Raw genomic sequence first — 23,493 nt, 5'->3', positions numbered from 1 at the left:
TTCCAGTGACGGGCGCGGGTCAGACCCAGCCCAGGGCGGCCAGCACCATGTCGACCAGCTTGATGCCGGCGAACGGCACCAGCAGGCCGCCCAGTCCATAGATCAGCAGATTGCGGCGCAGCAGGATCGAGGCGCCCAGCGGGCGGTAGCGCACGCCCTTGAGCGCCAGCGGGATCAGCACGATGATGATGAGCGCGTTGAAGATCACGGCCGACAGGATGGCCGAGGCCGGCGTGGACAGGCCCATGATGTTCAGCACGTTCAGCTGCGGATACACCGTGGCGAACGCCGCCGGGATGATGGCGAAGTACTTGGCCACGTCGTTGGCGATGCTGAAGGTGGTGAGCGCGCCGCGCGTCATCAGCATCTGCTTGCCGATCTCGACGATCTCGATGAGCTTGGTGGGGTTGGAATCCAGGTCCACCATGTTGCCCGCCTCCTTGGCGGCCTGGGTGCCCGAATTCATCGCCACCGCGACGTCGGCCTGCGCCAGCGCCGGCGCGTCGTTGGTGCCGTCGCCGGTCATCGCCACCAGGCGGCCTTCGCTCTGGTAGGCGCGGATCAGCTTGAGCTTGGCTTCCGGCGTGGCTTCCGCGAGGAAGTCGTCGACGCCCGCTTCGGCGGCGATGGAGGCGGCGGTGAGCTTGTTGTCGCCGGTGATCATCACCGTCTTGATGCCCATGCGGCGCAGCTCGGCGAAGCGCGACTGGATGTCGGGCTTGACGATGTCCTTGAGCTCGACCACGCCCAGCGCGCGGTTGCCGTCGCTGACCATCAGCGGCGTGCTGCCGCGGCGCGCTACGTCCTCGGCCAAGCGCAGCACCTGTTCGGGCACGGTGGCGTCCTGCTCGGCCAGCCAGGCGCGCACCGCGTCGACCGCGCCCTTGCGGATCATGCGGTCTTTCAGGTTGACGCCGCTCATGCGGGTCTGCGCGGTGAAGGGCACGTACTCGGCATCGGCGGCGCGCACGGCCGGCGCGTGGATGGCCTTGTCGGCCAGCGCCACGATGCTGCGGCCTTCGGGCGTTTCGTCGGCCAGCGAGGCCAGGCGCGCCGCGTCCGCCAGTTCGCGCGGCGCTACGCCGGGCGCGGGCAGGAAGGTCGAGGCCTGGCGGTTGCCGAAGGTGATGGTGCCGGTCTTGTCCAGCAGCAGCACGTCGACGTCGCCGGCGGCTTCCACCGCGCGGCCCGAGGTGGCGATGACGTTGGCGCCCATCATGCGGCTCATGCCCGCCACGCCGATGGCCGACAGCAGGCCGCCGATGGTGGTGGGGATCAGGCAGACCAGCAGCGCCACCAGCACCGTGACGGTGACGGCGGTGCCGCCGCCGGCGGCCGTGACCGAATAGATCGAGAACGGCATCAGCGTCGCGACCACCAACAGGAACACCACCGTCAGGCCGACCAGCAGGATCGTCAGCGCCAGCTCGTTGGGCGTCTTCTGGCGCTTGGCGCCTTCGACCATGGCGATCATGCGGTCCAGGAAGCTCTCGCCCGGATCGGCGGCGATGCGCACGAAGATCCAGTCGGACAGCACCCGGGTGCCGCCGGTGACGGACGAGAAGTCGCCGCCCGATTCGCGGATGACCGGCGCCGATTCGCCGGTGATGGCGCTTTCGTCCACCGAGGCGACGCCGGCGATGACCTGGCCGTCGCCCGGGATGGTTTCGCCGGCTTCCACCAGCACCACGTCATTGCGGCGCAGCAGCCCGGAGGCCTGCTTGACGGCCTGGTTGCGCCACAGCGCCGGTTCGGCGCGGGCGGCATCCTCGTCGCGGAAACCCTTGAGCAGGCGCGCATCGATGGTGGTGCGCAGGCCGCGCAGGGTCGCGGCCTGCTGCTTGCCGCGGCCCTCGGCCAGCGCTTCGGCGAAGTTGGCGAACAGCACCGTGAACCAGAGCCACACGGAGATCGCGAGGATGAAGCCCGCGGGCGCCTCGGCCTGGCCGCGCAACGCCATGATCCACAGGATCGTGGTCAGGATGCTGCCCACGTAGACCACGAACATCACGGGGTTCTTGAGTTGCGCGGCGGGCGAGAGCTTGCGCAGGCTGTCCAGCAGCGCGGGGCCGACCAGCGCGCCCGACCACATGCCGAACTTGCGTTCGAGCGGCGCGGCCGACGGCGCGCGGGCGGCGCCGCCGCCGGCGCCTTGGGTTGGCATATCAATCTTGGCCATTTTCTTTCCTAGCCTGTTGCATTCAGGGTTGCAGGTGTTCCGCGACCGGGCCCAGGGCCAGCGCGGGCACATAAGTCAGGGCGCCTACCAGCAGGACCGCGCCGATCAGCAGCACCACGAAGAGGGGACCGGTGGTCGGCATGCTGCCGGGCCCGGCGGGCAGGCGGCGCTTGGCCGCCAGCGATCCGGCCATCGCCAGCACCGCGATGATGACGGCGAAGCGGCCGAACCACATGGCGATGCCCAGCAACACGTTGTAGAAGGGCGTGTTGGCGGACAGGCCGGCGAAGGCGCTGCCGTTGTTGTTGGCGGCCGAGGACAGGGCGTACAGGATCTCGGAGAAACCGTGAATGCCGGGGTTCAGCACGCCGGCCTGGCCGGCCGTCACCGACACCGCCAGCGCGGTGCCGCCCAGCACCAGCAGCGGCGTCGCCAGGATCACGATCGAGACCATCTTCATGTCGTAGGCCTCGATCTTCTTGCCCAGGTACTCGGGCGTGCGGCCGATCATCAGCCCGGCGATGAAGACGCCGAGGATGGCGAACGCCAGCATGCCGTAGAGGCCGGAGCCGCCCCCGCCGTAGACCACTTCGCCCAGCTGCATCAGCAGCATCGGCGACAGTCCGCCCATGGCGCTCAGCGAATCGTGCATGCCGTTGACCGCGCCGCACGAGGCCGCCGTGGTGATGGTGGCGAACAGCGAGGTGGCGGCGATGCCGAAGCGGGTCTCCTTGCCTTCCATGTTGCCGCCCGGCGAGAGCGCGCTCATGGCGCTGTCGACGCCGGTCTGGGCGGTCATCGGATTGGGCTGCTGCTCGAAATAGGCGGTGCTCAAGGCGAACACGGCGAACAGCAGCGTCATGGCCGCCAGGATGGCAATGCCCTGGCGCCGGTTGCCGACCATCTCGCCGAAGGTGAAGCACAGCGCCGCCGGGATCACCAGGATCGCCAGCATCTCCAGGAAGTTCGACAGGGCCGTCGGGTTTTCATAGGGATGCGCGGAGTTGGCGTTGAAGAAGCCGCCGCCGTTGGTGCCCAGCATCTTGATCGCTTCCTGCGAGGCGACCGGGCCCATGGCCAGCGTCTGCGTCTGGGTGACCGCGGGGTCGGTCACGGGCTGGCCCTTGGCGTCCAGCACCGGCTGCCCCTGGGCATCCACGCGCGGCTGGTCGTAATGCAGGGCTTCGACCGTCTGCACGTCCTGGTAGGGGCTGAAGTTCTGGATCACGCCCTGGCTGACCAGCGCCAGCGCCAGCACCAGCGACAGCGGCAGCAGCACGTACAGCGTGCTGCGCACCATGTCGGCCCAGAAGTTGCCCACCGTGGCCGAGCAATGGCGCGCCAGCCCGCGGATCAGCGCGAACAGCACCGCGACGCCGGTGGCGGCCGAGACGAAGTTCTGCACCGTCAGCGCCAGCATCTGCGTCAGGTAGCTCATCGTCGATTCGCCGCCGTAGCCCTGCCAGTTGGTGTTGGCCACGAAGCTGATGGCGGTGTTGAGCGAGGAATCGGGCGAGACGGCGCCCATGCCGGCCGGGTTCAGCGGCAGCAGGCCCTGCAGGCGTTGCAGCGCGTAGACCGCCACGATGCCCAGGATGTTGAAGGCGAGCACGGCCAGCGCATAGCGCTTCCAGCCCATTTCAGCCTGCGGGTCGATGCCCGCCAGCCGGTAGATGCCACGTTCCAGCGGGCGGCCCCAGGCGGTCAGCCGGGATTGCCCGTTTTCCATGGCGATGCGGATATAGCGCCCCAGAAAGGGCGCGATCGCGAGCAGGACCACCAGGTACACGACCAGCAGTCCGACGAATTCGGCAGTCATCAGAACTTCTCCGGTTTGAACAGGGCGACCAGCAGGTACACGAACAGCAGCGCGGACGTGATGCCGCTCAGCCAGTAGAGCCAGCTCATGGTTGCTCTCCCGAGGACAAGGCTTCGCAGAACGAGACCAGGGCGTAGGTCAGCCCGGCCATGACGGCGAAGATCGCGATATAGATGGCATCCACGTTTTTCCTCCCGGGAGCGGGCTCCCTTCGAACGACGGGCCCGGGCGGCAAAAGGGGATGCGGACCGCGCGGGCGAAGTGACCAATCAGGACACCGGCAGGTTACGGAGCAGGGGGTAAAAACGGGGTATAGCTTTGGCGGGGGGGTGTAAACGGAACGTAAAGACGCGCTGGCATCATCCGGTCTGCGGATGCGCCGCGATGGCGCGGCGCGAGTGCCCGGAAGCGGGCGGCGGGGCCGGGGGGAGTTGAGGCTGGCTCAAAATCGGGGCCGCCGGCAGCCTCCGGAAAGCGGGTTTGGGTCGAAAAAATCCCAATATTTAGAACAGAGACGCCAAAATGCACTACTGTGGTGCATGGAATATGTAAATGAATGCGCCGAATTAGGGCATTCCCCTAGTGTGGCATTCCCGCATCTGGTGCAGAATCTCTTCCCATGCAGGTGAGGAGACAAAGCCCTGCATGGGCAATTACCGGCGGCACCGGTACATAAAAAAGTAGCAGTACTCAAGAAAAGCAAAACGCACAACGGCTGGCACCAGGCAGTGCCGGCCGTTGTCGCATAAAAAGCCCGTATTCCGCACGCCAGGGTTTTTTCCAGCGCCGCGTTTCGCGATATTCCCCAGGTTTCGCTCACGCTAGCTATGCCGGAATCCCGCGTTTCCTCCAAACCCGTCCCCACGCGCTACTGGCGCCGCAATGTGCGGCTGATCGTGTTGCTGCTGGTCGTCTGGGCGACGTTGACCTTCGTTCCATCCTATTTCGCCCGCAGCCTGTCGTTCGACTTCATCGGCTGGCCGTTCTCGTTCTGGATGGCGGCCTACGGCGCGCCGCTGGCCTATCTCATCATCATCGGCATCTATGCGCGGATCATGAACCGCGCCGACCAGCGCTCGGAAGAGGCCAAGGGGGACGCCTGATGCCGTTCGGCGGAGATACCCCGCAGCAATTCAGCATCCGGCTGCGCCGCATCTACGTGCTGTACACGGCCGGCTTCGCGCTGATGATCCTGCTGATGGCGCTGGCCGAGATCCTGGGCCTGCCGCGCAACTGGATCGGCTACGTGTTCCTGTTGGTCACGGTCAGCCTGTACGCGGGCATCGGCATCGTCTGCCGCACCTCGGACCAGGTCGAATACTACGTGGCCGGCCGGCGGGTGCCGGCCTTCTACAACGGCATGGCCACCGCCGCGGACTGGATGTCGGTGGCTTCCTTCATCGGCGTCGCCGGCACGCTGTACCTGACGGGCTACGGCGGACTGGCCTACATCATGGGCTGGACCGGCGGCTACGTGCTGGTGGCGATGCTGCTGGCGCCGTACCTGCGCCGCTTCGGCCAATACACCATTCCCGATTTCATGGGGGCGCGCTACGGCGGCAACCTGCCGCGGCTGGCGGGCGTGGCCTGCGCCATCCTCTGTTCGTTCACCTACCTGGTGGCGCAGATCTACGGCGTGGGCATCATCACCACGCGCATGACCGGCATTTCGTTCGAGCTGGGCATCTTCGTGGCCCTGGGCGGCATGCTGGTCTGTTCGTTCCTGGGCGGCATGCGCGCCGTCACCTGGACCCAGGTGGGGCAGTACATCATCCTGGTCATCGCCTACCTGGTGCCGGTGGTGTGGCTGTCGATCAAGCACACCGACATGCCGGTGCCGCAGCTGTCGGCCGGCGCGGTGCTGCAGCAGGTGACCGAAAAAGAGGTCTACCTGCAGAACGATCCGGCCGAGATCGAGGTGCGCCGCCTGTGGCAGGAGCGCGCCGACGAGATGGCGCAGCGGGTGCGCGACCTGCCCGAGTCCTGGGCGCTGGAAAAGGACAAGCTGCGCAGCCGCCTGGCCCAGCTCAACGCCGGCGACGCGCCGATGGTCGAGATCCGTTCGGTCGAACGCGAACTGGCGGCCTTTCCGCCCAATGTGGAGGAGGCCAGGATCGCCTGGTCTCAGGCCAAGGCCACCTTCGAGGCGCGCGCCGCGCCGCTGACCCCGCATGCCGAGCCCTTCCCATCCGAAGATCCGGAGGAACGGCGCAACATGCGCATCAATTTCCTGGCGCTGGTGCTGTGCCTGATGCTGGGTACCGCGGGCATGCCGCACATCCTGATGCGCTCATACACCACCTCGTCGGTGATCGAGGCGCGCCGCTCGGTGTGCTGGTCGCTGCTGTTCATCCTGCTGCTGTATTTCATGGCGCCGGCGCTGGCGCTGCTGGTGAAGTACGAGGTCTACACGCAGGTGGTGGGGTCGAATTTCCTCAGCCTGCCGAACTGGGTGCATGCCTGGAGCGCGGTCGACAGCAATCTGCTGGACGTCACCGACATCAACCGCGATGGCGTGGTGCAGCTCAGCGAGATCAGCATCGGCGCGGACGTGGTGGTGCTGGCCATGCCCGAGATCGGCGGCTTGCCCTATGTGATCTCCGGGCTGGTGGCGGCGGGCGGCCTGGCGGCGGCGCTGTCCACCGCCGATGGCCTGCTGTTGACCCTGTCCAATTCGCTGTCGCACGACATGTGGTACCGGATGGTGTCGCCGCGCATGTCGGCGGCGCGGCGGGTGATGGTGTCCAAGATCCTGCTGCTGGTGGTGGCGTTCGGCGCGGCCTGGGTGGCGGCGCGCAAGCCGGCCGACATCCTTTTCATGGTGTCGGCGGCGTTCTCGTTCGCGGCCTCGTCGTTCTTCCCGGCGCTGGTGATGGGCGTGTTCTGGCGCCGCGCCAACAAGTGGGGCGCCACGCTAGGCATGGCTGCGGGCCTGCTGGTGACGTTTGCCTACATGACACACACGCATCCGTGGCTGCGGGAATGGGTGCTGGGGATCTCGCGGACCCAGCCGGTGGACCTGTGGTGGGGCATCCAGCCGATCGCGGCCGGGGTGTTCGGCGCGCCGGTGGCGTTCCTGACGATCATCGTGGTGTCGCTGCTGACGCCGCCGCCCGACCGCGCCACGCTGGCGCTGGTGGACTACCTGCGCCATCCGGGCGCGCCGAAGCCGCCCGCGGAAAACGGCACGGCCTGAGCGTGGCGGGGGCGCCGGGCGGCCCGGACACGCGCCGGCGGCGGCCGGACCCGGGCTTGCGCCCGGGACGGCTCAGTGCGACACGGACTTCGAGAAGACGTTCATGACCACCACGCCGGCGATGATCAGGCCGATGCCGATCAGCGCGGGGGTGTCCAGGTGCTGCTTGAAGAACAGCGCGCCGACGATGGAGATCAGCACGATGCCCACGCCCGACCAGATGGCGTAGGCGATGCCGACCGGCACCTCGCGCAGCGTCAGCGACAGGAAGTAGAACGAGATCATGTAGCCAAACACCGTCACCACCGACGGCAGCAGGCGCGAAAAGCCGTCGGAGCTTTTCAGGGCGCTGGTGGCGAAGATCTCGGCAATGATGGCGATGCCCAGGTAGAGCCACTTCATTTGCGCGATCCCTCGGCTTGGCGCAGCAGCACCAGCAGGGCGCCGGCGCCGCCTTCGCGCTCGGGCGCCTCGGAAAACGCCAGGACTTCAGTCTTCTGCACCAGCCAGGTGCGGGCCTTGTCCTTGAGCACCGGCTCCAGTCCTTCCGAGCCGTAGCCCTTGCCGTGCACGATGCGCACGCAGCGGATGCCGTGTTCCTGGCACTCGTCCAGGAACGACAGCATGGCGTGGCGCGCCTGCTCTACGCGCAGGCCGTGCAGGTCGAGTTCGGCGCCGGCGCGCCACTGGCCGCGGCGCAGGTTGCGCGCGGTGTCGGGCGCGGCGTCGCTGCGCACGAAGGCCGTGCCGCCTTCGGACAGCAGGTGCGTGATTTCGCCGCCGTCCGAGACGCCCACATCCGCGCGCGTGGACGTTTCGCCCAGCGCGTTGGCGCGGCGCAGCGCCGGGGCCGGCTGCGGCGCCGGCTTGTGCTCGACGCGCGCGGCCTGCTTGATCGGCTTGACCGACTGCATGGTGCGCCGGAACGCGGCCATGTCGTCGGCCGGATCGGTGTCCGCGCCGGGCGCCGGCGCGGTTTTCTTCAGCGCCGCCACCCGCTGGGCGAGGGCGGCGCGCTCTTGCTCGGCCTGCAGGTCTTTCTTGAGGCGTTTCAGGTCGGCCGCGCCGACCTTATTGCCCCGCATTCTCCAGCCACCGTTGTGCGTCCAGGGCGGCCATGCAGCCCGTGCCGGCGCTGGTGATGGCCTGGCGGTAGACGTGGTCCTGCACGTCGCCGGCGGCGAACACGCCCGGGACCGAGGTCATGGTGGCCATGCCGGACAGGCCGCTCTTGGTGACGATGTAGCCGTCCTTCATTTCGAGCTGGCCCTGGAAGATCTCGGTGTTGGGCTGGTGGCCGATGGCAATGAAGGCGCCGGTGACCTTCAGGTCTTCGGTGGCGCCGGTGTCGACGTGGCGCACGCGCACGCCGGTGACGCCGCTGTCGTCGCCCAGCACTTCTTCCAGCGTATGGAACACCTTCAGTTCCATGTTGCCGTTCTCGACCTTGCTCATCAGCTTGTCGACCAGGATCGGCTCGGCGCGGAACTTGTCGCGGCGGTGGATCAGGGTGACCTTGCGGCAGATGTTGGACAGGTACAGGGCTTCCTCGACGGCGGTGTTGCCGCCGCCGACCACGACCACGTCCTGGTTGCGGTAGAAGAAGCCGTCGCAGGTGGCGCAACCGGACACGCCGCGGCCCATGAAGGCCTCTTCGGACGGCAGGCCCAGGTACTTGGCCGAGGCGCCGGTGGCGATGATCAGGGCGTCGCAGGTGTAGACCTTGCCGGTGTCGCCGGTCAGGGTGAACGGACGCTTGGACAGGTCGACCTTGGCGATGTGGTCGAACAGCATTTCGGTGTTGAAGCGCTCGGCGTGCTTCTGGAAGCGCTGCATCAGGTCCGGACCCTGCACGCCATCGGCGTCGGCCGGCCAGTTGTCGACGTCCGTGGTGGTCATCAGCTGGCCGCCTTGGGCCAAACCTGTAACAAGGACGGGGCTCAGATTGGCGCGTGCCGCATAGACGGCCGCCGTGTAACCGGCGGGGCCGGATCCGAGTATCAAAACTTTAGCGTGCGTAGGCGTGGACATGGGCGGGTATCTTTAGGTTAACGCCCAATTATAATGAGCCGCATGCCGCGTATCTCGACTGCTTCTCCGCGCGCTTCGCGCAACACCCGCAACGGGCCTTCGCCGCTGCAGACGCGTATCTCCGCGTTGCTGCGCGAAGCCCGCTGGATCCTCTTCGCCGCCCTGGCCGCCTGGCTCACGCTGGTGCTGGCCACCTGGAGCGCCGCCGACCCGGGCTGGTCCCATTCCGTCCCCGCCGGGACCATCCATAACAGGGGCGGAACCCTCGGCGCCTACCTGGCGGACATCCTGCTGTACCTGTTCGGTTTCTCCGCCTGGTGGTGGGTCATCCTGCTGCTGCACCGGGTGCGGGCGGGTTACCGCCGCCTCGCCAGCCATCTTCGCGTTACCAATGGTAAGCAGCCGGAAGTGTTGCCGCGCGTCCACTGGGAAGAGGGCATCGGCTTCTTCCTGCTGCTGATCGGCTCGCTGGGCATGGAAGCCCTGCGCCTGGCCAGCCGCGGCACCCACCTGCCGGGCGCCTCGGAAAGCGCCAGCGGCGCCGGCGGCGTCATCGGCCACACCCTGGCCGACCTGATGGGCCGCAGCATCGGTTTCACCGGCAGCACGCTGGCCTTCCTGGTGATGCTGGCGATCGGCCTGAGCCTGTTCTTCTCGTTCTCGTGGCTGACGGTGGCCGAGCGCGTCGGCTCCTGGCTCGAAGGCCTGGTGCGCCGGGTGCGCAATTCCTACGCCGCGCGCGAAGACCGCAAGGTCGGCGAGGTGGCCAAGGCCGTGCGCACCGAGCAGGTGGTGGCCAAGCAGGAAAAGCTGGTGCACGAACAACCGGTGCGCATCGAGCCGGCGATCACCGTGGTGCCCAAGTCCGAACGCGTCGAAAAGGAAAAGCAGCAATCGCTGTTCTTCGCCCCGCCGCCGGGCGGCGAGGGCGACCTGCCGGCCATCAGCCTGCTGGATCCGCCCCTGGCCAACCAGGAAACCGTGTCGGCCGAGACCATCGAATTCACCTCGCGCCTGATCGAAAAGAAACTGGCCGACTTCGGCGTGTCCGTCACCGTGGTGGCGGCGCAGGCCGGCCCGGTCATCACGCGTTACGAAATCGAGCCGGCCACCGGCGTCAAGGGCAGCCAGATCGTCAACCTGGCCAAGGACTTGGCGCGCGCGCTCAGCCTGGTCAGCATCCGGGTGGTGGAAACCATTCCGGGCAAGAACCTGATGGGCCTGGAACTGCCCAACCCGCGCCGCCAGGTGGTCAAACTGTCCGAGATCCTGGGGTCGCAGACCTATCACGCCAGCCATTCGGTGGTGACCATGGCGCTGGGCAAGGACATCGCCGGCAACCCGGTGGTGGCCGACCTGGCCAAGATGCCGCACCTGCTGGTGGCGGGCACCACCGGATCGGGCAAGTCGGTCGGGATCAACGCCATGATCCTGTCGCTGCTGTACAAGGCCGACGCCTCGCACACCCGCCTGATCCTGATCGATCCGAAGATGCTCGAAATGAGCGTCTACGAAGGCATTCCGCACCTGCTGGCGCCGGTGGTCACGGACATGCGCCATGCCGCCAATGCGCTGAACTGGTGCGTGGGCGAAATGGAGAAGCGCTACCGCCTGATGAGCAAGATGGGCGTGCGCAACCTGGCCGGCTACAACACCAAGATCCGCGACGCCATCAAGCGCGAGGAACCGATCCCGAATCCGTTCTCGCTGACGCCCGACCAGCCCGAGCCGCTGTCGCCGCTGCCCACCATCGTGGTGGTCATCGACGAGCTGGCCGACCTGATGATGGTGGTGGGCAAGAAGATCGAAGAACTGATCGCCCGCCTGGCGCAGAAGGCGCGCGCGGCCGGCATCCACCTGATCCTGGCGACGCAGCGTCCCAGCGTCGACGTCATCACCGGCCTGATCAAGGCCAACATCCCGACCCGCATCGCGTTCCAGGTGTCGTCCAAGATCGACTCGCGCACCATTCTCGACCAGATGGGCGCGGAGACCCTGCTGGGCCAGGGCGACATGCTCTACATGCCGCCGGGCACCGGCCTGCCGGTGCGCGTGCACGGCGCCTTCGTCAGCGATGACGAAGTGCACCGCGTGGTGGAAAGCCTGAAGGCGCAGGGCGAGCCGAACTATGTCGAGGGCCTGCTGGAAGGCGGGCTGGACGGCGACGGCGGCGAAGGCGCCAGCAGCGTCACCGGCATCGGCGGCGACGCCGAGTCGGACCCGATGTACGACCAGGCCTGCGAGGTGGTGCTCAAGCATCGCCGCGCCTCGATCTCGCTGGTGCAGCGCCACCTGCGCATTGGTTACAACCGTGCGGCGCGGTTACTGGAACAGATGGAGCAATCGGGTATCGTGTCGGCGATGCAGTCCAATGGCAACCGGGAGATCCTGGTGCCCGCCGCCGCTCGAGAGGAAGCATGATGAAGACGTTTCGTGGCCTGGCCGCCGGCCTGGCCTTCTGCCTGGTCCCGGTGTTGACGCCGGCCGCGGCGATGGCCGCCAGCGCGCAGGAACAGTTGCGCGCGTTCGTGGGGTCGGTGACGGCGGCGACGGGCGCGTTTTCCCAATACACCGTCAATACGCAGGGGCGCACGCAGCCGGCGCAGACGGGCGTGTTCTCGTTCCAGCGGCCGGGCAAGTTCAAGTGGGCGGTGCAGAAGCCCTACGAGCAGCTGGTGATCTCGGACGGCAAGCAGGTGTTCCAGTTCGATCCGGACCTGGCGCAGGTGACCGAGCGCAAGGTGGATGCCGCCATCGGGACGTCGCCGGCGGCGATCCTGTTCGGGTCGGGGTCGCTGGAGCAATCGTTCGATGTGTCGGCGTTGCCGTCCAAGGATGGCATCGATTGGCTGCGGGCGAAGCCGCGCACGGCGGATGCGGGGTTCTCCCGGGTGGATATCGGCATGAAGGACAATCTGCCGGTGCGGGTGGAGCTGCTGGATTCGTTCGGGCAGACGACGCGGGTGGATCTTTCTGCGATCGTTCCCAATCCCAAGCTTGGGGAGGGGGAGTTTCGGTTTGTGGCGCCCAAGGGTGTGGATGTCGTCAAGATGTAGTTGGGCGGTGCTTGCTGCGTAGGCCGCCCGGCACGGGGCGCGCAGGCGGTGAGCGCGCCAACGATTGCGGTCCGGAGCGTTCGCTCCGGACTTTTCCTTTGTCATCTTCGTTGTCGCCTGCGGCGACTGCCTTCAGATTCCCTCGGGCGCATCGACGGCGCGCTCACCGCCTGCGCGCCCCGCGCCGGGCTAACGGTTTCGAGAAATGCGGCGCTGCTGGACCTCGGGGGCATGGGAGAGGTTTGCGTTGCCCGCAAAAAACGGCCGCGCGGGCGGCCGTTTTTTTCATACGTGGTGTCTTGCGTCGGGGCAGATTACGGGCGTTTGTACGCTACACAATCAATTTCTACTTTCGCATCCACCATCAGCGGCGACTGCACGCAGGCGCGGGCGGGGGGATTGTTGCCGAAGTATTCCTTGAAGACCTTGTTGAACGAGGGGAAGTCGCGGGCGTCGTCGAGCCAGACGCCGCAGCGGACGACGTGTTCGGGGCCGTAGCCGGCTTCCTTGAGGATCGCGAGGACCTGCTGGATGGCCTTGTGGGACTGGGCGACGGTGCCGCCTTCGATGACTTCGCCGTTTTCCATCGGGACCTGGCCCGAGACGTAGAGCCAGCCGTCGGCGGCGACGGCGCGGGCGAAGGGCATGTGGGAGCCGCCTTGGCCGGTGCCGCCGGCGACGCCGTAGCGGGTGATGCCGTTGTTGTCGGCGGTGGGGGTGGTGCTGCTCATGTCAGGGCTCCTGGAGGGCGGGGGTGGAGGCGGCGAAGCTGGCGCGCAGGTCGCCGTTGCGGGGCAGCCAGCGGCCGGCGCGGTCGCCGGTGGGTTGGCCGTGGCGGTAGGACAGGACGCCGTTGACCCAGACGGCCTCGATGCCGGCGGCGGTCTGGACGGGGGCGGCGAAGGTGGCGCGGTCGATGACGGTGGCGGGGTCGAACAGCACCAGGTCGGCGTGGAAGCCCGTGCGCACCAGGCCGCGTTCGGCCAGGCCGAAGCGGGCGGCGGACAGGCCGGTCATCTTGTGGACGGCCTCGGGCAGCGGGAACAGGCCGACGTCGCGGCTGTAGTGGCCGAGCACGCGCGGGAAGGCGCCCCACAGGCGCGGGTGCGGCATGGGATCGTTGGGCAGGCCGTCGGAGCCGACCATGGTGAGCCGGTTCGACAGCACGCGGCGCACGTCGTCCTCGTGCATGTTGTGGTACACGGCGCCGGCCGGTTGCAGGCGCTTCGCCGCTTCCAGCAGCGTCACGCCCCAGTCGGCGGCGATGGCGGACAGTTTGCGGCGGGCCTGTTCGGGGTGCGGCACCGACCAGGTGATGTCGATGTCGAATTCGTCGGTGACCTGCTTGAGGTCGAGCGTGGACGAGCTGGCCGAGTACGGATAGCAGTCGCAGCCCACGTGCTGCATGCGGCCGGCGTTCTCCAGCTTGAACAGCACTTCCTTGGTGCGGCCCCAGTTGCCGGCGCCGGCGCATTTCAGGTGCGACACCACCACCGGCACGCGGGCGTGCAGGGCGATGTCGAAGGCTTCCTGCATGGCTTCCAGGATGGCGGCGAATTCCGAGCGCAGGTGGGTGGTGTAGAGCGCGCCGAATTCGTCCAGGACTTCGGCCAGCAGCTTGACCTCGGCGGTGTCGGCCTCGATCGCCGAGCCGTAGGCCAGGCCGGTGCTCAGGCCGATGGCGCCGTGGGCCAGGGCTTCGCGCAGTTGCTCGCGCATGGCCAGCACCTCGTCGCGCGTGGCGCTGCGGTCGAGACGGTCCATGTGGTTGTTGCGCAGGGCGGTGTGGCCGACCAGCGCGGCCACGTTCACGGCGGGATGCGCGGCCTCGATGGCGCGGGTGTAGTCGGCGAAGGTCGGGTAGGCGAAGTCGTCGCGCTGGCCCAGCAGGTTCATCGGGTCGGGCGGCTCGCCGCGCAGCGAGACCGGCGAGGCGCTGATGCCGCAGTTGCCCACCACCACCGTGGTCACGCCCTGCGACAGCTTGGGCAGCATGCCGGGGGTGCGGATGACGTTGGTGTCGTCGTGGGTGTGGACGTCGATGAAGCCGGGCGCGAGCGCCAGGCCGGCGCCGTTGATGATCTGCCCCGCCGGCTGGCCGGACAGGTCGCCGATGGCCGCGATGCGGCCGCCGGAGAGCGCGACGTCGGCGGTGTATTCGGCGCCGCCCGAGCCGTCGAGCACGCGGACATTGCCGATGAGGGTGTCGTACATCTTGATTTCCAGGTTCAGTCGCCCAGCGGCAGCCGGTTGGGGCCGCCGCGGTGTTCGTCCAGCGCCAGCTTGATGCGGCGCAGGCGTTCGCGGTTCTCTTCTTGGTTCAGCATCGCCAGCTCGGTCGACAGCAGGTCGATCGCCAGCATCATGGCGTAGCGCGAGGCCGAGGGCTTGTAGATGAAGTCGGTTTCGTCGGTGCGGATCGGCAGCACCACGTCGGCCAGCCTGGCCAGTTCCGACGTGGCGTCGGTGACGGCGACGATGCGGGCGCGGTACTGCTTGACGATGCGCGCCGCGCCGACGATTTCGGGCGTCAGGCCCGAGGCCGACAGGATCACCACGGCGTCGCGCTCGTCGAGGGTGGCGGCCACCATGCGCAGCAGCACGGCGTCGCTGTAGACCGCGATCGGATAGCCCAGGCGCACCAGGCGCGATTGCACTTCCTGCGCCAGCACGGCCGAGGCGCCGCCCATGCCGAACACGTAGACCATGCGGGCGCCGTCGACGATGGCGGCGGCGGCCTCGAACAGCGGCTCGGTGAAGGTTGGCAGGTGGGCGCGCAGCGTGCTTTCGATGTCGGCGTAGATGCGCGCGTAGAACGTGCTTTCCTCGGCCGGCGTGCCCTGGTCCAGGAAGCGGCTGCCCACGGTGCTGGCCTGCGCCAGCTTCATCTTCAGGTCGCGGGTGTCGTCGCAGCCCACGGTGCGGGCAAAGCGCGAGATGGTGGCGATGCTGACGCCGGCCTTGGCCGCCAGCTGGTCCACGGTGGCGCTGGCGCTCCAGATGATGTTGTCCAGGATGGCGTCGGCGACCTTGCGCTCGGTCACGCTCAGGTCGTCCCGGCGGCTGCGTATCTGGAAGACGATGTCGCGGATGATGTTCATGTGGTGTTCCTGGATCGATGCGGGCGGGGCGCTACGCGGCCAGTTCGGGATCGCCGAGGCGCGAACAGGCCGCGAAATGGCCCGGGCCGACGTTGACGTCGCGCGCCTCGGTCGTGGCGCAGGCATCGATGGCGTGCGGGCAGCGGGTGCGGAAGACGCAACCCGACGGCGGGTTGACCGGGCTGGGGATGTCGCCCTTGAGCAGGATACGCGAACGCGGCGCGCGCGGATCCGGCACCGGCGCGGCCGACAGCAGCGCGCGGGTATAGGGATGGCGCGGCCGCGCGTAGACCTCGCTGGTCGGGCCGCGTTCCATGACGCGGCCCAGGTACATCACCACCACCTCGTCGCACAGGTAGTCGACCACGGCCAGGTCGTGCGCCACGAACAGCATGGTCAGGCCCAGGTCGCGCTGCAAGTCCTGCAGCAGGTTCAGCACCTGCGCCTGCACCGACACGTCCAGCGCCGAGACCGGTTCGTCGGCCACGATGAAGTCGGGCTCGACCGCCAGGGCGCGGGCGATGCCGATGCGCTGGCGCTGGCCGCCCGAGAACTCGTGCGGATAACGGCGGCTGTGATCGGCGTTCAGGCCGACGCGTTCCAGCAGTTCGCCGATACGGGTCTCGCGGCGGTGCTGCGCGAGTCGATGGGTGTCGAGCGCCTCGCCCAGGATCTCGGCCACCGTCATGCGCGGGTTGAGGCTGGCGTAGGGGTCCTGGAACACGATCTGCATGCGGCGGCGCCACGGCAGCATCTCTTTCTCGGACAGTTTGGTGAGGTCCTGGCCGTCGAACAGCAGGCGGCCGGCGGTGGGCGCGAACAGGCGCAGCAGGGCGCGGCCGGTGGTGGTCTTGCCGGAACCGGACTCGCCCACCAGGCCGACGATGGTGTTGCGCGGCACGTCGAAACTGACCCCGTCCACCGCCCGCACCACCGGCGCGTTGCGCGCCTGCGAGGTGGGGAAGTGGACCTTCAGGTCCTCGATGCGCACCAGCGGCTCGGCGGCGCGCGCGGGTTGGGGGCTTGCGGTCATAGCGGAGTCACCTTGATGCAGCGGGCGCGGTGCTGATCTTGCACCGCCACCAGTTCGGGCACGTCGCGGCGGCAGCTGTCGTCGGCCTGCGCGCAGCGCGGCGCGAAGGTGCAGCCGGCCGGCAGCGACAGCACGCTCGGCACGTTGCCCGGGATGGCGCGCAGGCGCTCGCCCGAGGCCAGCAGCGCCGCGGTCGGCAGACAGGACAGCAGGCCGCGGGTGTAAGGATGGGTGGGCTTTTCGAACAGGTCGTAGACGCCGGCGTCCTCGACCACGCGGCCGGCGTACATCACCGCCACGCGATGCGCGATCTCGGCCACCACGCCCAGGTTGTGGGTGATGAACAGGATGCTCATGTTCATCTCGGCCTGCAGCCGGCGCAGCAGATCCAGGATCTGGGCCTGCACCGTCACGTCCAGCGCGGTGGTGGGTTCGTCGGCGATCAGCACCGCCGGGTTGCAGGCCAGCGCCAGGGCGATCATGACGCGCTGGCGCATGCCGCCGGACATCTGGTGCGGATACTCGTTGACGCGCCGGTCGGCCGCGGGGATCTCGACGCGGTCGAGCATGTCGCGGGCGCGCTTCATGGCCGCCGCGTGCGAGCCGCCTTCGTGCTGCAGCACGGCCTCGGCGATCTGGTCGCCCACCGTGTACAGCGGGTTCAGGCTGGTCATCGGCTCCTGGAAGATCATGGCGATCTCGGCGCCGCGGATGCGGCGCAGCGTGGCCGGCGAGGCGTGGGCCAGGTCGTGTTCCTGGCCGCGGCGGTCGCGGAAGCGGATCTTGCCCGCTTCGATGCGGCCGGCCGGCTTGGGCAGCAGGCCCATGATGGACAGGCTGGTGACGGACTTGCCGGAGCCGGATTCGCCGACGATGGCCAGCGTTTCGCCGCGGGCCAGGTCGAAGGTGACGCCGTCGACCGATTTGGCGACGCCGTCGCGGCTGTGGAACCAGGTCTTCAGGCCTTCCACCGACAGCACGATGTCTCGGGTGCTTGCGGTCATGATTACAGCTCCTTGCGCAGGCGCGGATCGAGCACGTCGCGCAGGCCGTCGCCGACCAGTTGCAGCGACAGCACCGACAGGACGATGGCGATGCCGGGGAAGATCATGATCCAATCGGCCGAGCCCATGTATTGCTGGCCGGCGTTGATCATGGTGCCCCAGGTGGGGATGTCGGGCGAGACGCCCACGCCGAGGAACGACAGGCCGGCTTCGGCCAGGATCGCGTAGGCGAAGATGAAGGTGCCTTGCACCAGGATCGGCGACAGCAGGTTGCGCAGCACGTGCACGGTGACGATGCGCCAGGTCGACACGCCCAGCGCGCGGGCGGCCTCGACGAACGGCAGCTCGCGGATCACCAGGGTCGAGGCGCGCACGATGCGGGCCAGGCGCGGCGTGTAGACGATGCCCAGCGCGATCACCACGTTCACCAGCGACGGCCCCAGCGCGGCCACCAGCGAGATCGCCAGCAGGATGTCGGGGAAGGCCATCATGGCGTCGATCAGGCGCGACACGAACTTGTCGGCCGAGCGGAAGAAGCCGGCGATCAGCCCCAGCGCGATGCCCAGCACGCTGGACACGATCACCACCGAGAAGCCCACCAGCAGCGACAGCCGGCCGCCATAGATGACGCGGCTGAACACGTCGCGGCCGAAGTCGTCGGTGCCGAACCAGTGTACGGCGCCGGGCGCCTTGAGGCGGTTCATGATGGACAGCTTGAACGGGTCGTAGGGGCTGACCCAGGGCGCCAGCAGCGCCGCGGCCACCAGCACGATCAGCACGATCAGGCTGATCAGCACGGTCTTGCGGGACACCAGCAGGCGCAACACCTGCCAGCGGTCCGCGCCGGCGTTAACGGTAGTTGGATTAGTCATTTCGGTCGTTTCGTTCGCAACACTTCCAAGCGGGGCCACCGCGGAGCCGGCTTTGCCGGGCCGCCCGTGGCGCCTCCTTGAGGGGGAGGCGCCGAAGGCGCGTCGGGGGTGGGTTCATCATCAGTAACGGACGCGCGGATCGACCAGCAGGTACAGCAGATCGATGAACAGGTTGATGAGCACGTAGATGGCCGCGATGATCAGCAGGGCGCCCTGGATGACGGGATAGTCGCGCCGCAGCACGGCCGACACCACCAGGCTGCCCACGCCCGGCAGGCCGAACACGGTCTCGGTGACGACGGCGCCGCTGATCAGCAGGGCGGTGGTCAGGCCCAGCACCGTCAGGATCGGGATCAGCGCGTTGCGCACGGCGTGCTTCAGGATCACGCGGGTCTCGGTCAGGCCCTTGGCGCGCGCGGTGCGCACATAGTCGTCGCGCAGCACGTCCAGCATGCTGGCGCGGATGAAGCGGGTGATCAGCGCCGAGTTCACCAGCCCCAGCACCACCGCCGGCAGGATCAGGTGCGACACGCGCGTGGCGAACGAGGCGTCCGGGCCGCCATAACCCGACACCGGCAGCCAGCCCAGCTTGACGGAGAACAGCTGCATCAGCAGCAGGCCCAGCCAGAAGCTCGGCACGCTGGAGGTGAACATCGAGAACGACAGCACCGACTGGTCCAGCGTGGTGCCGCGCTTGACCGCCGACAGGATGCCCACCGGCAACGCGATCAGCGTGGCGATGAACAGCGACATCAGCGTCAGCAGCAGGGTCGGCTCGGCGCGGTCGGCCAGCGCCGCCAGCACCGGCTTGTTCATGAAGATGGATTGGCCCAGGTCGCCCTGCGCCAGCTTGCCCAGCCACGACACGTATTGCACGGGCAGGGGGCGATCCAGCCCCAGCTGGTGTTCCAGCGCGGCGATGTCGGCCTGGCTGGCCTGGGGGCCGAGCATCACGGCGGCGGGGTTGCCGGGCGTGACGCGGATGATGACGAACACGATGGTCGCGACGATGAACATCACGGCCACCAGCCCGACCAGCCGGTTCAAGAGATAACGCAACACAGTGGCATCCTAAAGATCGGCGCGCCGACGCGGGCGCTGGGATGGCGGCGGGGCAGGCCGGCTCGGCCCGCCCCGCGGCGCGGCTTACTTCGGCGCCTTCCAGGCGTTCCAGAAGAACGGCCACGGTGCCGGCTTGACGCCTTGCAGCGACGGCGAACGGGCGGCCTGCGCATTGAAGTCGCCGACCTTCACGAACGGCACTTCGTCATACACGGCCTGCTGCACGTCGGCCCAGCGCTTGACGCGCTCTTCCTGAGTGCGGGCCTGGTTGAAGGCATCCATCACCTGCGCGCGGCGCGGCGTGTCCCACCAGCCCGGCGCGTCCTTGGACGGGAAGTCGATCAGCGCGGGCTCGGGCAGGAACACGCTGTGGGTGATGAAGATGTCCCACACGGCCGGATCCTGGCGGCGCTGCGTCAGCGTGGCCCAGTCCACCACCTGCATGTCCACCGTGAAGCCGGCGGCCTTGAGGTATTCCGCGGCCACCAGCGCCATCTTGTAGTGGAACTCGTACTGCTGGCTGGTCAGGATGCGGATCTTCTTGTCGGCCACGTTGGCGCTGTCCAGCAGCTTCTTGGCCGCGGCGGCGTCGCCCTTGTTGTAGACCTTGCCGCCCAGCGACGTGGCCCACGGGTAGCCTTCCGGATAGAGGTCGCCGTTGAGCTTGTAGAAGTCCTTGTTGCCGAAGGCGGCGTACAGCATGTCCTCTTCGTTCAGCGCCAGCTGCACGGCCTGGCGCACCGCCAGGTTGGACATGATGCCCTGCTTGGTGTTGAGCACCAGGCGCGGCCAGCCGAAGGGCTTGAGCATCACCGGGTCGGAGCGGCCGCCCTTGAGCTTGTCCAGCGCTTCCACCGGCAGCGAGTCGACGTAATCGAACTGGCCCGCGGCGGCGGCTTCGGAGCGGGTGTTGGCGTTGCCGACCGGCACGAAGCGGATCTCGTCCAGGTATTGCTTGCGCGCGCCGCCGTAGCCGTCGGGCTCGCCTTCGCGCTGCTTGTAGCCCTCGAAACGGGTCAGCTGGATGTACTGGTCCGGCACGCGCGCCTTGAGCTGGTAGGGGCCGGTGCCGACGATCTCGGTCAGCACCGGGGCAATCTTGCCCTTGGGCATGATCACGGCGGCGGCGTTGTTCATGGCCAGCAGCGCGGTCAGCGGCGCGTAGGGCTGCTTGAGCGTGATGCGGATGGTGTTGGCGTCGGGGGCCTCGATGTTGGCAATGACCTTGGCGGCCATCTTGCCGCGCGTGGCGGTCTCGGTCCAGCGCTTGAGCGAGGCCAGCACGTCCGACGAATCCATCTTGGAGCCGTCATGGAAGGTGATGCCCTGGCGCAGCGCGATGGTGTAGACCAAGCCGTCCGGCGTCACGTCCGGCATCTTGTCGGCCAGCAGCGGCGTCAGGTTCCACTTGGCGTCGAAGGTGTACAGCGTTTCGAAGAAGTGCTGGGTCAGGATGCCCACCAGGTCGGCGGTGCTGCTCATCGGGTCGAGCGTCGGCGGCTCGCCGATGGTGGCGACGGAAATCGTGCCTCCCTTGACCGGCGTGGCACAGAGGGCGGGGGTCGACAATGCGGTCAAGCCAATTGCGCCGGCCGCGAGCAGGCTCTTCAGCCCACCGCCTCGCCGGGAGGTACGGAAGTTCATGATTCTCTCTCCAGAGGGTCAAAAACAGGTTGTCGCGTAATTCGGAAAAGGCGCCGGGTGCCCGAGTGCTGTCTTGCCCCCCCGGGACGTGGGGCTTGTTCGTATCGCAAGGGAGCCGCGCGCGGGGCGCGCGGGGCGCGCGGGTGCGGCGGTCAGAAGAAGGTGTCGGCCACGTCGATGACGCGGTACTGCTCGTCCACCAGCAGCACCTGGCGCCACTTGTCGAACGTCAGGCAGGGGTGGGAGATGTCGAAAGCGATCATGTCGCCGACCTGGATGTCGTCCGCGTCGTCGATCTGCATGAAGGCGTGCTGGTCCATCATGGCGGTGAGTTTCCAGTGCGCCGGCGCGGCGCCGGGAGCGCCGTCCTGGCCGGGGCGATGGCGCAGCGACGGCGTCGGCAGGCCCGCATCGAAGGCGGCGTCGCGCTTGCCCAGGGCCACGATGGCGCGGCCCGGCTCCGGCAGCGACTGCACGTAGGCCCAGACCTGCAGCGCGGGCTGCAGGCCCGGCTCCATCTTGTGGGCCACCGGGTTGTGGGCGTTGATGCGCTCGGCGGCCGAGCGGTAGACGCCGACGTCGTGCGACAGGTAACAGCCCGGACGCAGCACGATTTCCAGCGGCGCGCCGATGTCCAGTTGCGAGAATTCCTCGGCCACCACGTCGAACCAGGCCGAACCGGCGCCGGAGATCAGGGCGGGGCCGTGCTTGCGCAGGCGGCCGGCGGTCGCCAGGCCGCGCAGCGCGTCGGTGGCGCGGCGCAGGAAGGCGCGGATCGCGCTTTCTTCCTGCAGCACGCCTTCGTAGACTTCGATGCCGGCCAGCGCCAGGCCGGGCCAGCGGCCGATTTCCTCGACCACGGCCTGCAATTGCGCGTCGTCGCGCACGCCGGTGCGGCCGCCGGTCGGGCCCAGTTCGATCAGCACCGGCAGCACCAGGCCCTGTTCGCCGAAATAGCGGCCCAGCTGGGCGGCGTTGGCGGCCGAGTCGACGATGCAGAAATAGGTGAATGCCGGATCGCGCAGCAGGTTGGCGATCAGCGCCATGTTGGCGCGGCCGACCAGCTGGTTGGCCATCAGCACCCGGCGGATGCCGTGGTTGTAGGCCGCCACCACCTGCGGCGCCGTGGCCAGGGTGATGCCCCAGGCGCCGTTGTCGATCTGGCGCTGGAACAGCGCCGGGCTCATGGTGGTCTTGCCGTGCGGCGCCAGCTTGACGCGGTACGCCTCCATGAAGCGCTGCATCCATTGCAGGTTGTGGCGCACGCGGGCCTCGTACAGCACCGCCACCGGCAGGCTGACGTCCTCGGCCAGCAGGTTCCAGTTCAGCGCCGCCACGTCGGCGTTGGTACAGGAGGCGGGAAACGCGCCCAGGCCCTTGCCGTTGACGTCCAGGGGGGCTGCGGTGATCGAGGATTGGGGCATGGCGGGCGCTCGTGGCTGGAAAATATTTACGTCAAATCCGTTTTTTTTCATTATCGTGAAAGAAATTTACAAGCGGGAGTTGGGAGTTACCCGTAGTCGGCGCTTGCCGTGGCGGTCGGCGGCCGTCGACCGCCAGGCGATCCGGCAGGCCGCTGCCCTCTCGCGGCCATTGGCGCGACAATAGGAAATCCGCGGCGCTGCCTGTTTGCCGCCCCACACAAGGAAGAGTCATGCTGAAAGTCGCTTTGGGCCAGTTCGCCGTCAGCCGCGTCTGGGAAGAAAACGCCCAGGTCTGCGTCGATCTCATGGCGCGCGCCCGCGAGGGCGGCGCCGGCCTGCTGGTGCTGCCCGAGGGCATCCTGGCGCGCGACATCACCGACCCGCAGATCGTGCTGAAGGCCGCCCAGCCGCTGGACGGCCCCTTCATGACGCGCCTGCTCGAAGCCAGCCGCGGCTCGTCGCTGGCCACCATGATGTGCGTGCACGTGCCGACCGGCGACGGCCGGGTCTGGAACACCCTGGTCACGCTGCAGGACGGCCGCATCGTGTCGCAGTACCGCAAGCTGCACCTGTACGACGCCTTCACCATGAAGGAATCCACCAACGTCACGCCCGGCAACGACATTCCGCCGCTGCTGGAGATCGGCGGCCTGAAGGTCGGCCTGATGACCTGCTACGACGTGCGTTTCCCCGAGCTGGCCCGGCGCCTGGCGCTGGACGGCGCCGACCTGCTGGCGCTGCCGGCGGCCTGGGTGCGCGGTCCGTTGAAGGAAAAACACTGGGAAGTGCTGGTGACGGCGCGCGCGCTGGAAAACACCTGCTATGTCGCCGCCACCGGCGAGTGCGGCGAACGCAATATCGGCTGCAGCATGGTGGTGGATCCGCTGGGCGTGGTCACCGCCCAGGCTGGCGAGGCCCCGGCGCTGGTGTTCGCCGACATCGATCCCGAGCGCCTCGCGCATGCCCGCAAGGTGCTGCCGGTGCTGGCCAACCGCCGTTTTTCCACGCCGGAACTGGCCTGAGGCGCGGGTTTTCCGAGGGGGCGGCGGGCAGGGCCGCCCGCGTCGGCTTC

20 protein-coding genes are annotated in these 23,493 nt (G+C 68.1%); 5 read left to right on the top strand and 15 right to left on the bottom strand.

Features of this window, described 5'->3' with window-relative positions; all coding sequences use genetic code 11:
• Window positions 1-19: 19 nt before the first annotated feature.
• From kdpB to kdpF, 3 genes are read right to left on the bottom strand one after another with little or no spacing between them, the layout of a single operon-like run.
• Window positions 20-2,179, bottom strand: a complete 2,160-nt coding sequence (gene kdpB / locus AOZ53_RS08825) for a potassium-transporting ATPase subunit KdpB (RefSeq protein ID WP_054433013.1) — start codon at window positions 2,177-2,179, stop codon at window positions 20-22.
• A 22-nt stretch (window positions 2,180-2,201) separates the two neighbouring features.
• Window positions 2,202-3,998, bottom strand: coding sequence for a potassium-transporting ATPase subunit KdpA (kdpA, locus tag AOZ53_RS08820; protein WP_054487615.1), 1,797 nt, complete (start codon window positions 3,996-3,998; stop codon window positions 2,202-2,204).
• Window positions 3,998-4,087 carry a K(+)-transporting ATPase subunit F gene (gene kdpF / locus AOZ53_RS08815; protein WP_035360036.1) on the bottom strand — a complete coding sequence of 30 codons (90 nt, stop codon included), beginning with the start codon at window positions 4,085-4,087 and terminating at the stop codon, window positions 3,998-4,000. Before kdpF ends, kdpA begins: the two co-directional genes overlap by 1 nt.
• 738 nt (window positions 4,088-4,825) lie before the next feature.
• Here kdpF and AOZ53_RS08810 point away from each other — a divergent pair.
• Window positions 4,826-5,101 (top strand): DUF4212 domain-containing protein, encoded by a 276-nt coding sequence (locus AOZ53_RS08810; RefSeq protein ID WP_054433018.1) that lies wholly within the window; start codon window positions 4,826-4,828, stop codon window positions 5,099-5,101.
• Window positions 5,101-7,194, top strand: coding sequence for a sodium:solute symporter family protein (locus tag AOZ53_RS08805; RefSeq protein ID WP_054433021.1), 2,094 nt, complete (start codon window positions 5,101-5,103; stop codon window positions 7,192-7,194). The genes AOZ53_RS08810 and AOZ53_RS08805 overlap by 1 nt, the downstream gene beginning before the upstream one ends.
• Before the next feature lie 72 nt (window positions 7,195-7,266).
• Here the strand turns inward: AOZ53_RS08805 and AOZ53_RS08800 are convergent, their stop codons facing one another.
• The 3 genes from AOZ53_RS08800 to trxB are packed head-to-tail and all read right to left on the bottom strand — an operon-like array spanning window position 7,267 to window position 9,225.
• Window positions 7,267-7,596 carry a DMT family transporter gene (locus AOZ53_RS08800; protein WP_054433023.1) on the bottom strand — a complete coding sequence of 110 codons (330 nt, stop codon included), beginning with the start codon at window positions 7,594-7,596 and terminating at the stop codon, window positions 7,267-7,269.
• Window positions 7,593-8,279, bottom strand: a complete 687-nt coding sequence (locus tag AOZ53_RS08795) for a Smr/MutS family protein (RefSeq protein ID WP_054487613.1) — start codon at window positions 8,277-8,279, stop codon at window positions 7,593-7,595. The genes AOZ53_RS08800 and AOZ53_RS08795 overlap by 4 nt, the downstream gene beginning before the upstream one ends.
• Window positions 8,266-9,225: a thioredoxin-disulfide reductase gene (trxB, locus tag AOZ53_RS08790; protein ID WP_054433026.1), complete on the bottom strand. Its 960-nt coding sequence runs from the start codon at window positions 9,223-9,225 to the stop codon at window positions 8,266-8,268. The genes AOZ53_RS08795 and trxB overlap by 14 nt, the downstream gene beginning before the upstream one ends.
• Window positions 9,226-9,267: 42 nt before the next feature.
• Between trxB and AOZ53_RS08785 the strand changes: the two genes are divergently transcribed.
• Both AOZ53_RS08785 and lolA read left to right on the top strand, forming a co-directional pair.
• Window positions 9,268-11,646, top strand: a complete 2,379-nt coding sequence (locus tag AOZ53_RS08785; RefSeq protein ID WP_156333328.1) for a DNA translocase FtsK — start codon at window positions 9,268-9,270, stop codon at window positions 11,644-11,646.
• The gene (gene lolA / locus AOZ53_RS08780; protein ID WP_054487609.1) at window positions 11,646-12,281 is read left to right on the top strand and encodes an outer membrane lipoprotein chaperone LolA; all 636 of its coding nucleotides are present in this window, start codon (window positions 11,646-11,648) and stop codon (window positions 12,279-12,281) included. Before AOZ53_RS08785 ends, lolA begins: the two co-directional genes overlap by 1 nt.
• Before the next feature lie 314 nt (window positions 12,282-12,595).
• Here lolA and AOZ53_RS08775 read toward each other — a convergent pair whose 3' ends face one another.
• From AOZ53_RS08775 to AOZ53_RS08735, 9 genes are all read right to left on the bottom strand, one after another.
• A complete protein-coding gene (locus AOZ53_RS08775) occupies window positions 12,596-13,012 on the bottom strand; it encodes a RidA family protein (protein WP_054487607.1) in 417 nt (138 codons plus the stop codon).
• 1 nt (window position 13,013) lies between these two features.
• On the bottom strand, window positions 13,014-14,495 hold the full coding sequence (locus AOZ53_RS08770; protein WP_054433035.1) for an N-acyl-D-amino-acid deacylase family protein: 1,482 nt from the start codon (window positions 14,493-14,495) through the stop codon (window positions 13,014-13,016).
• A 14-nt stretch (window positions 14,496-14,509) separates the two neighbouring features.
• Complete coding sequence (locus AOZ53_RS08765) at window positions 14,510-15,382, bottom strand: MurR/RpiR family transcriptional regulator (RefSeq protein WP_054487604.1); 873 nt, start codon at window positions 15,380-15,382, stop codon at window positions 14,510-14,512.
• A 31-nt stretch (window positions 15,383-15,413) separates the two neighbouring features.
• Window positions 15,414-16,415, bottom strand: a complete 1,002-nt coding sequence (locus tag AOZ53_RS08760; protein WP_054487603.1) for an ABC transporter ATP-binding protein — start codon at window positions 16,413-16,415, stop codon at window positions 15,414-15,416.
• On the bottom strand, window positions 16,412-17,419 hold the full coding sequence (locus AOZ53_RS08755; RefSeq protein WP_054433042.1) for an ABC transporter ATP-binding protein: 1,008 nt from the start codon (window positions 17,417-17,419) through the stop codon (window positions 16,412-16,414). The genes AOZ53_RS08760 and AOZ53_RS08755 overlap by 4 nt, the downstream gene beginning before the upstream one ends.
• A 2-nt stretch (window positions 17,420-17,421) precedes the next feature.
• Window positions 17,422-18,291, bottom strand: a complete 870-nt coding sequence (locus AOZ53_RS08750) for an ABC transporter permease (RefSeq protein ID WP_054433045.1) — start codon at window positions 18,289-18,291, stop codon at window positions 17,422-17,424.
• A 120-nt stretch (window positions 18,292-18,411) separates the two neighbouring features.
• Window positions 18,412-19,353: an ABC transporter permease gene (locus AOZ53_RS08745; RefSeq protein WP_054433046.1), complete on the bottom strand. Its 942-nt coding sequence runs from the start codon at window positions 19,351-19,353 to the stop codon at window positions 18,412-18,414.
• 84 nt (window positions 19,354-19,437) lie between these two features.
• Window positions 19,438-20,997, bottom strand: coding sequence for an ABC transporter substrate-binding protein (locus tag AOZ53_RS08740; protein WP_054433048.1), 1,560 nt, complete (start codon window positions 20,995-20,997; stop codon window positions 19,438-19,440).
• A gap of 152 nt (window positions 20,998-21,149) precedes the next feature.
• A complete protein-coding gene (locus AOZ53_RS08735; RefSeq protein ID WP_054487600.1) occupies window positions 21,150-22,421 on the bottom strand; it encodes an amino acid deaminase in 1,272 nt (423 codons plus the stop codon).
• Window positions 22,422-22,651: 230 nt separating this feature from the next.
• Between AOZ53_RS08735 and AOZ53_RS08730 the strand changes: the two genes are divergently transcribed.
• Window positions 22,652-23,443, top strand: coding sequence for a deaminated glutathione amidase (locus AOZ53_RS08730; protein WP_082385573.1), 792 nt, complete (start codon window positions 22,652-22,654; stop codon window positions 23,441-23,443).
• Window positions 23,444-23,493: the final 50 nt, after the last annotated feature.

Origin of the sequence: Achromobacter sp. 2789STDY5608621, from assembly GCF_001299375.1 — a bacterium.
GTDB classification, from domain to species: Bacteria; Pseudomonadota; Gammaproteobacteria; order Burkholderiales; family Burkholderiaceae_B; genus Achromobacter; species Achromobacter insuavis.
This window is presented reverse-complemented; position numbering and strand designations above follow the sequence as displayed.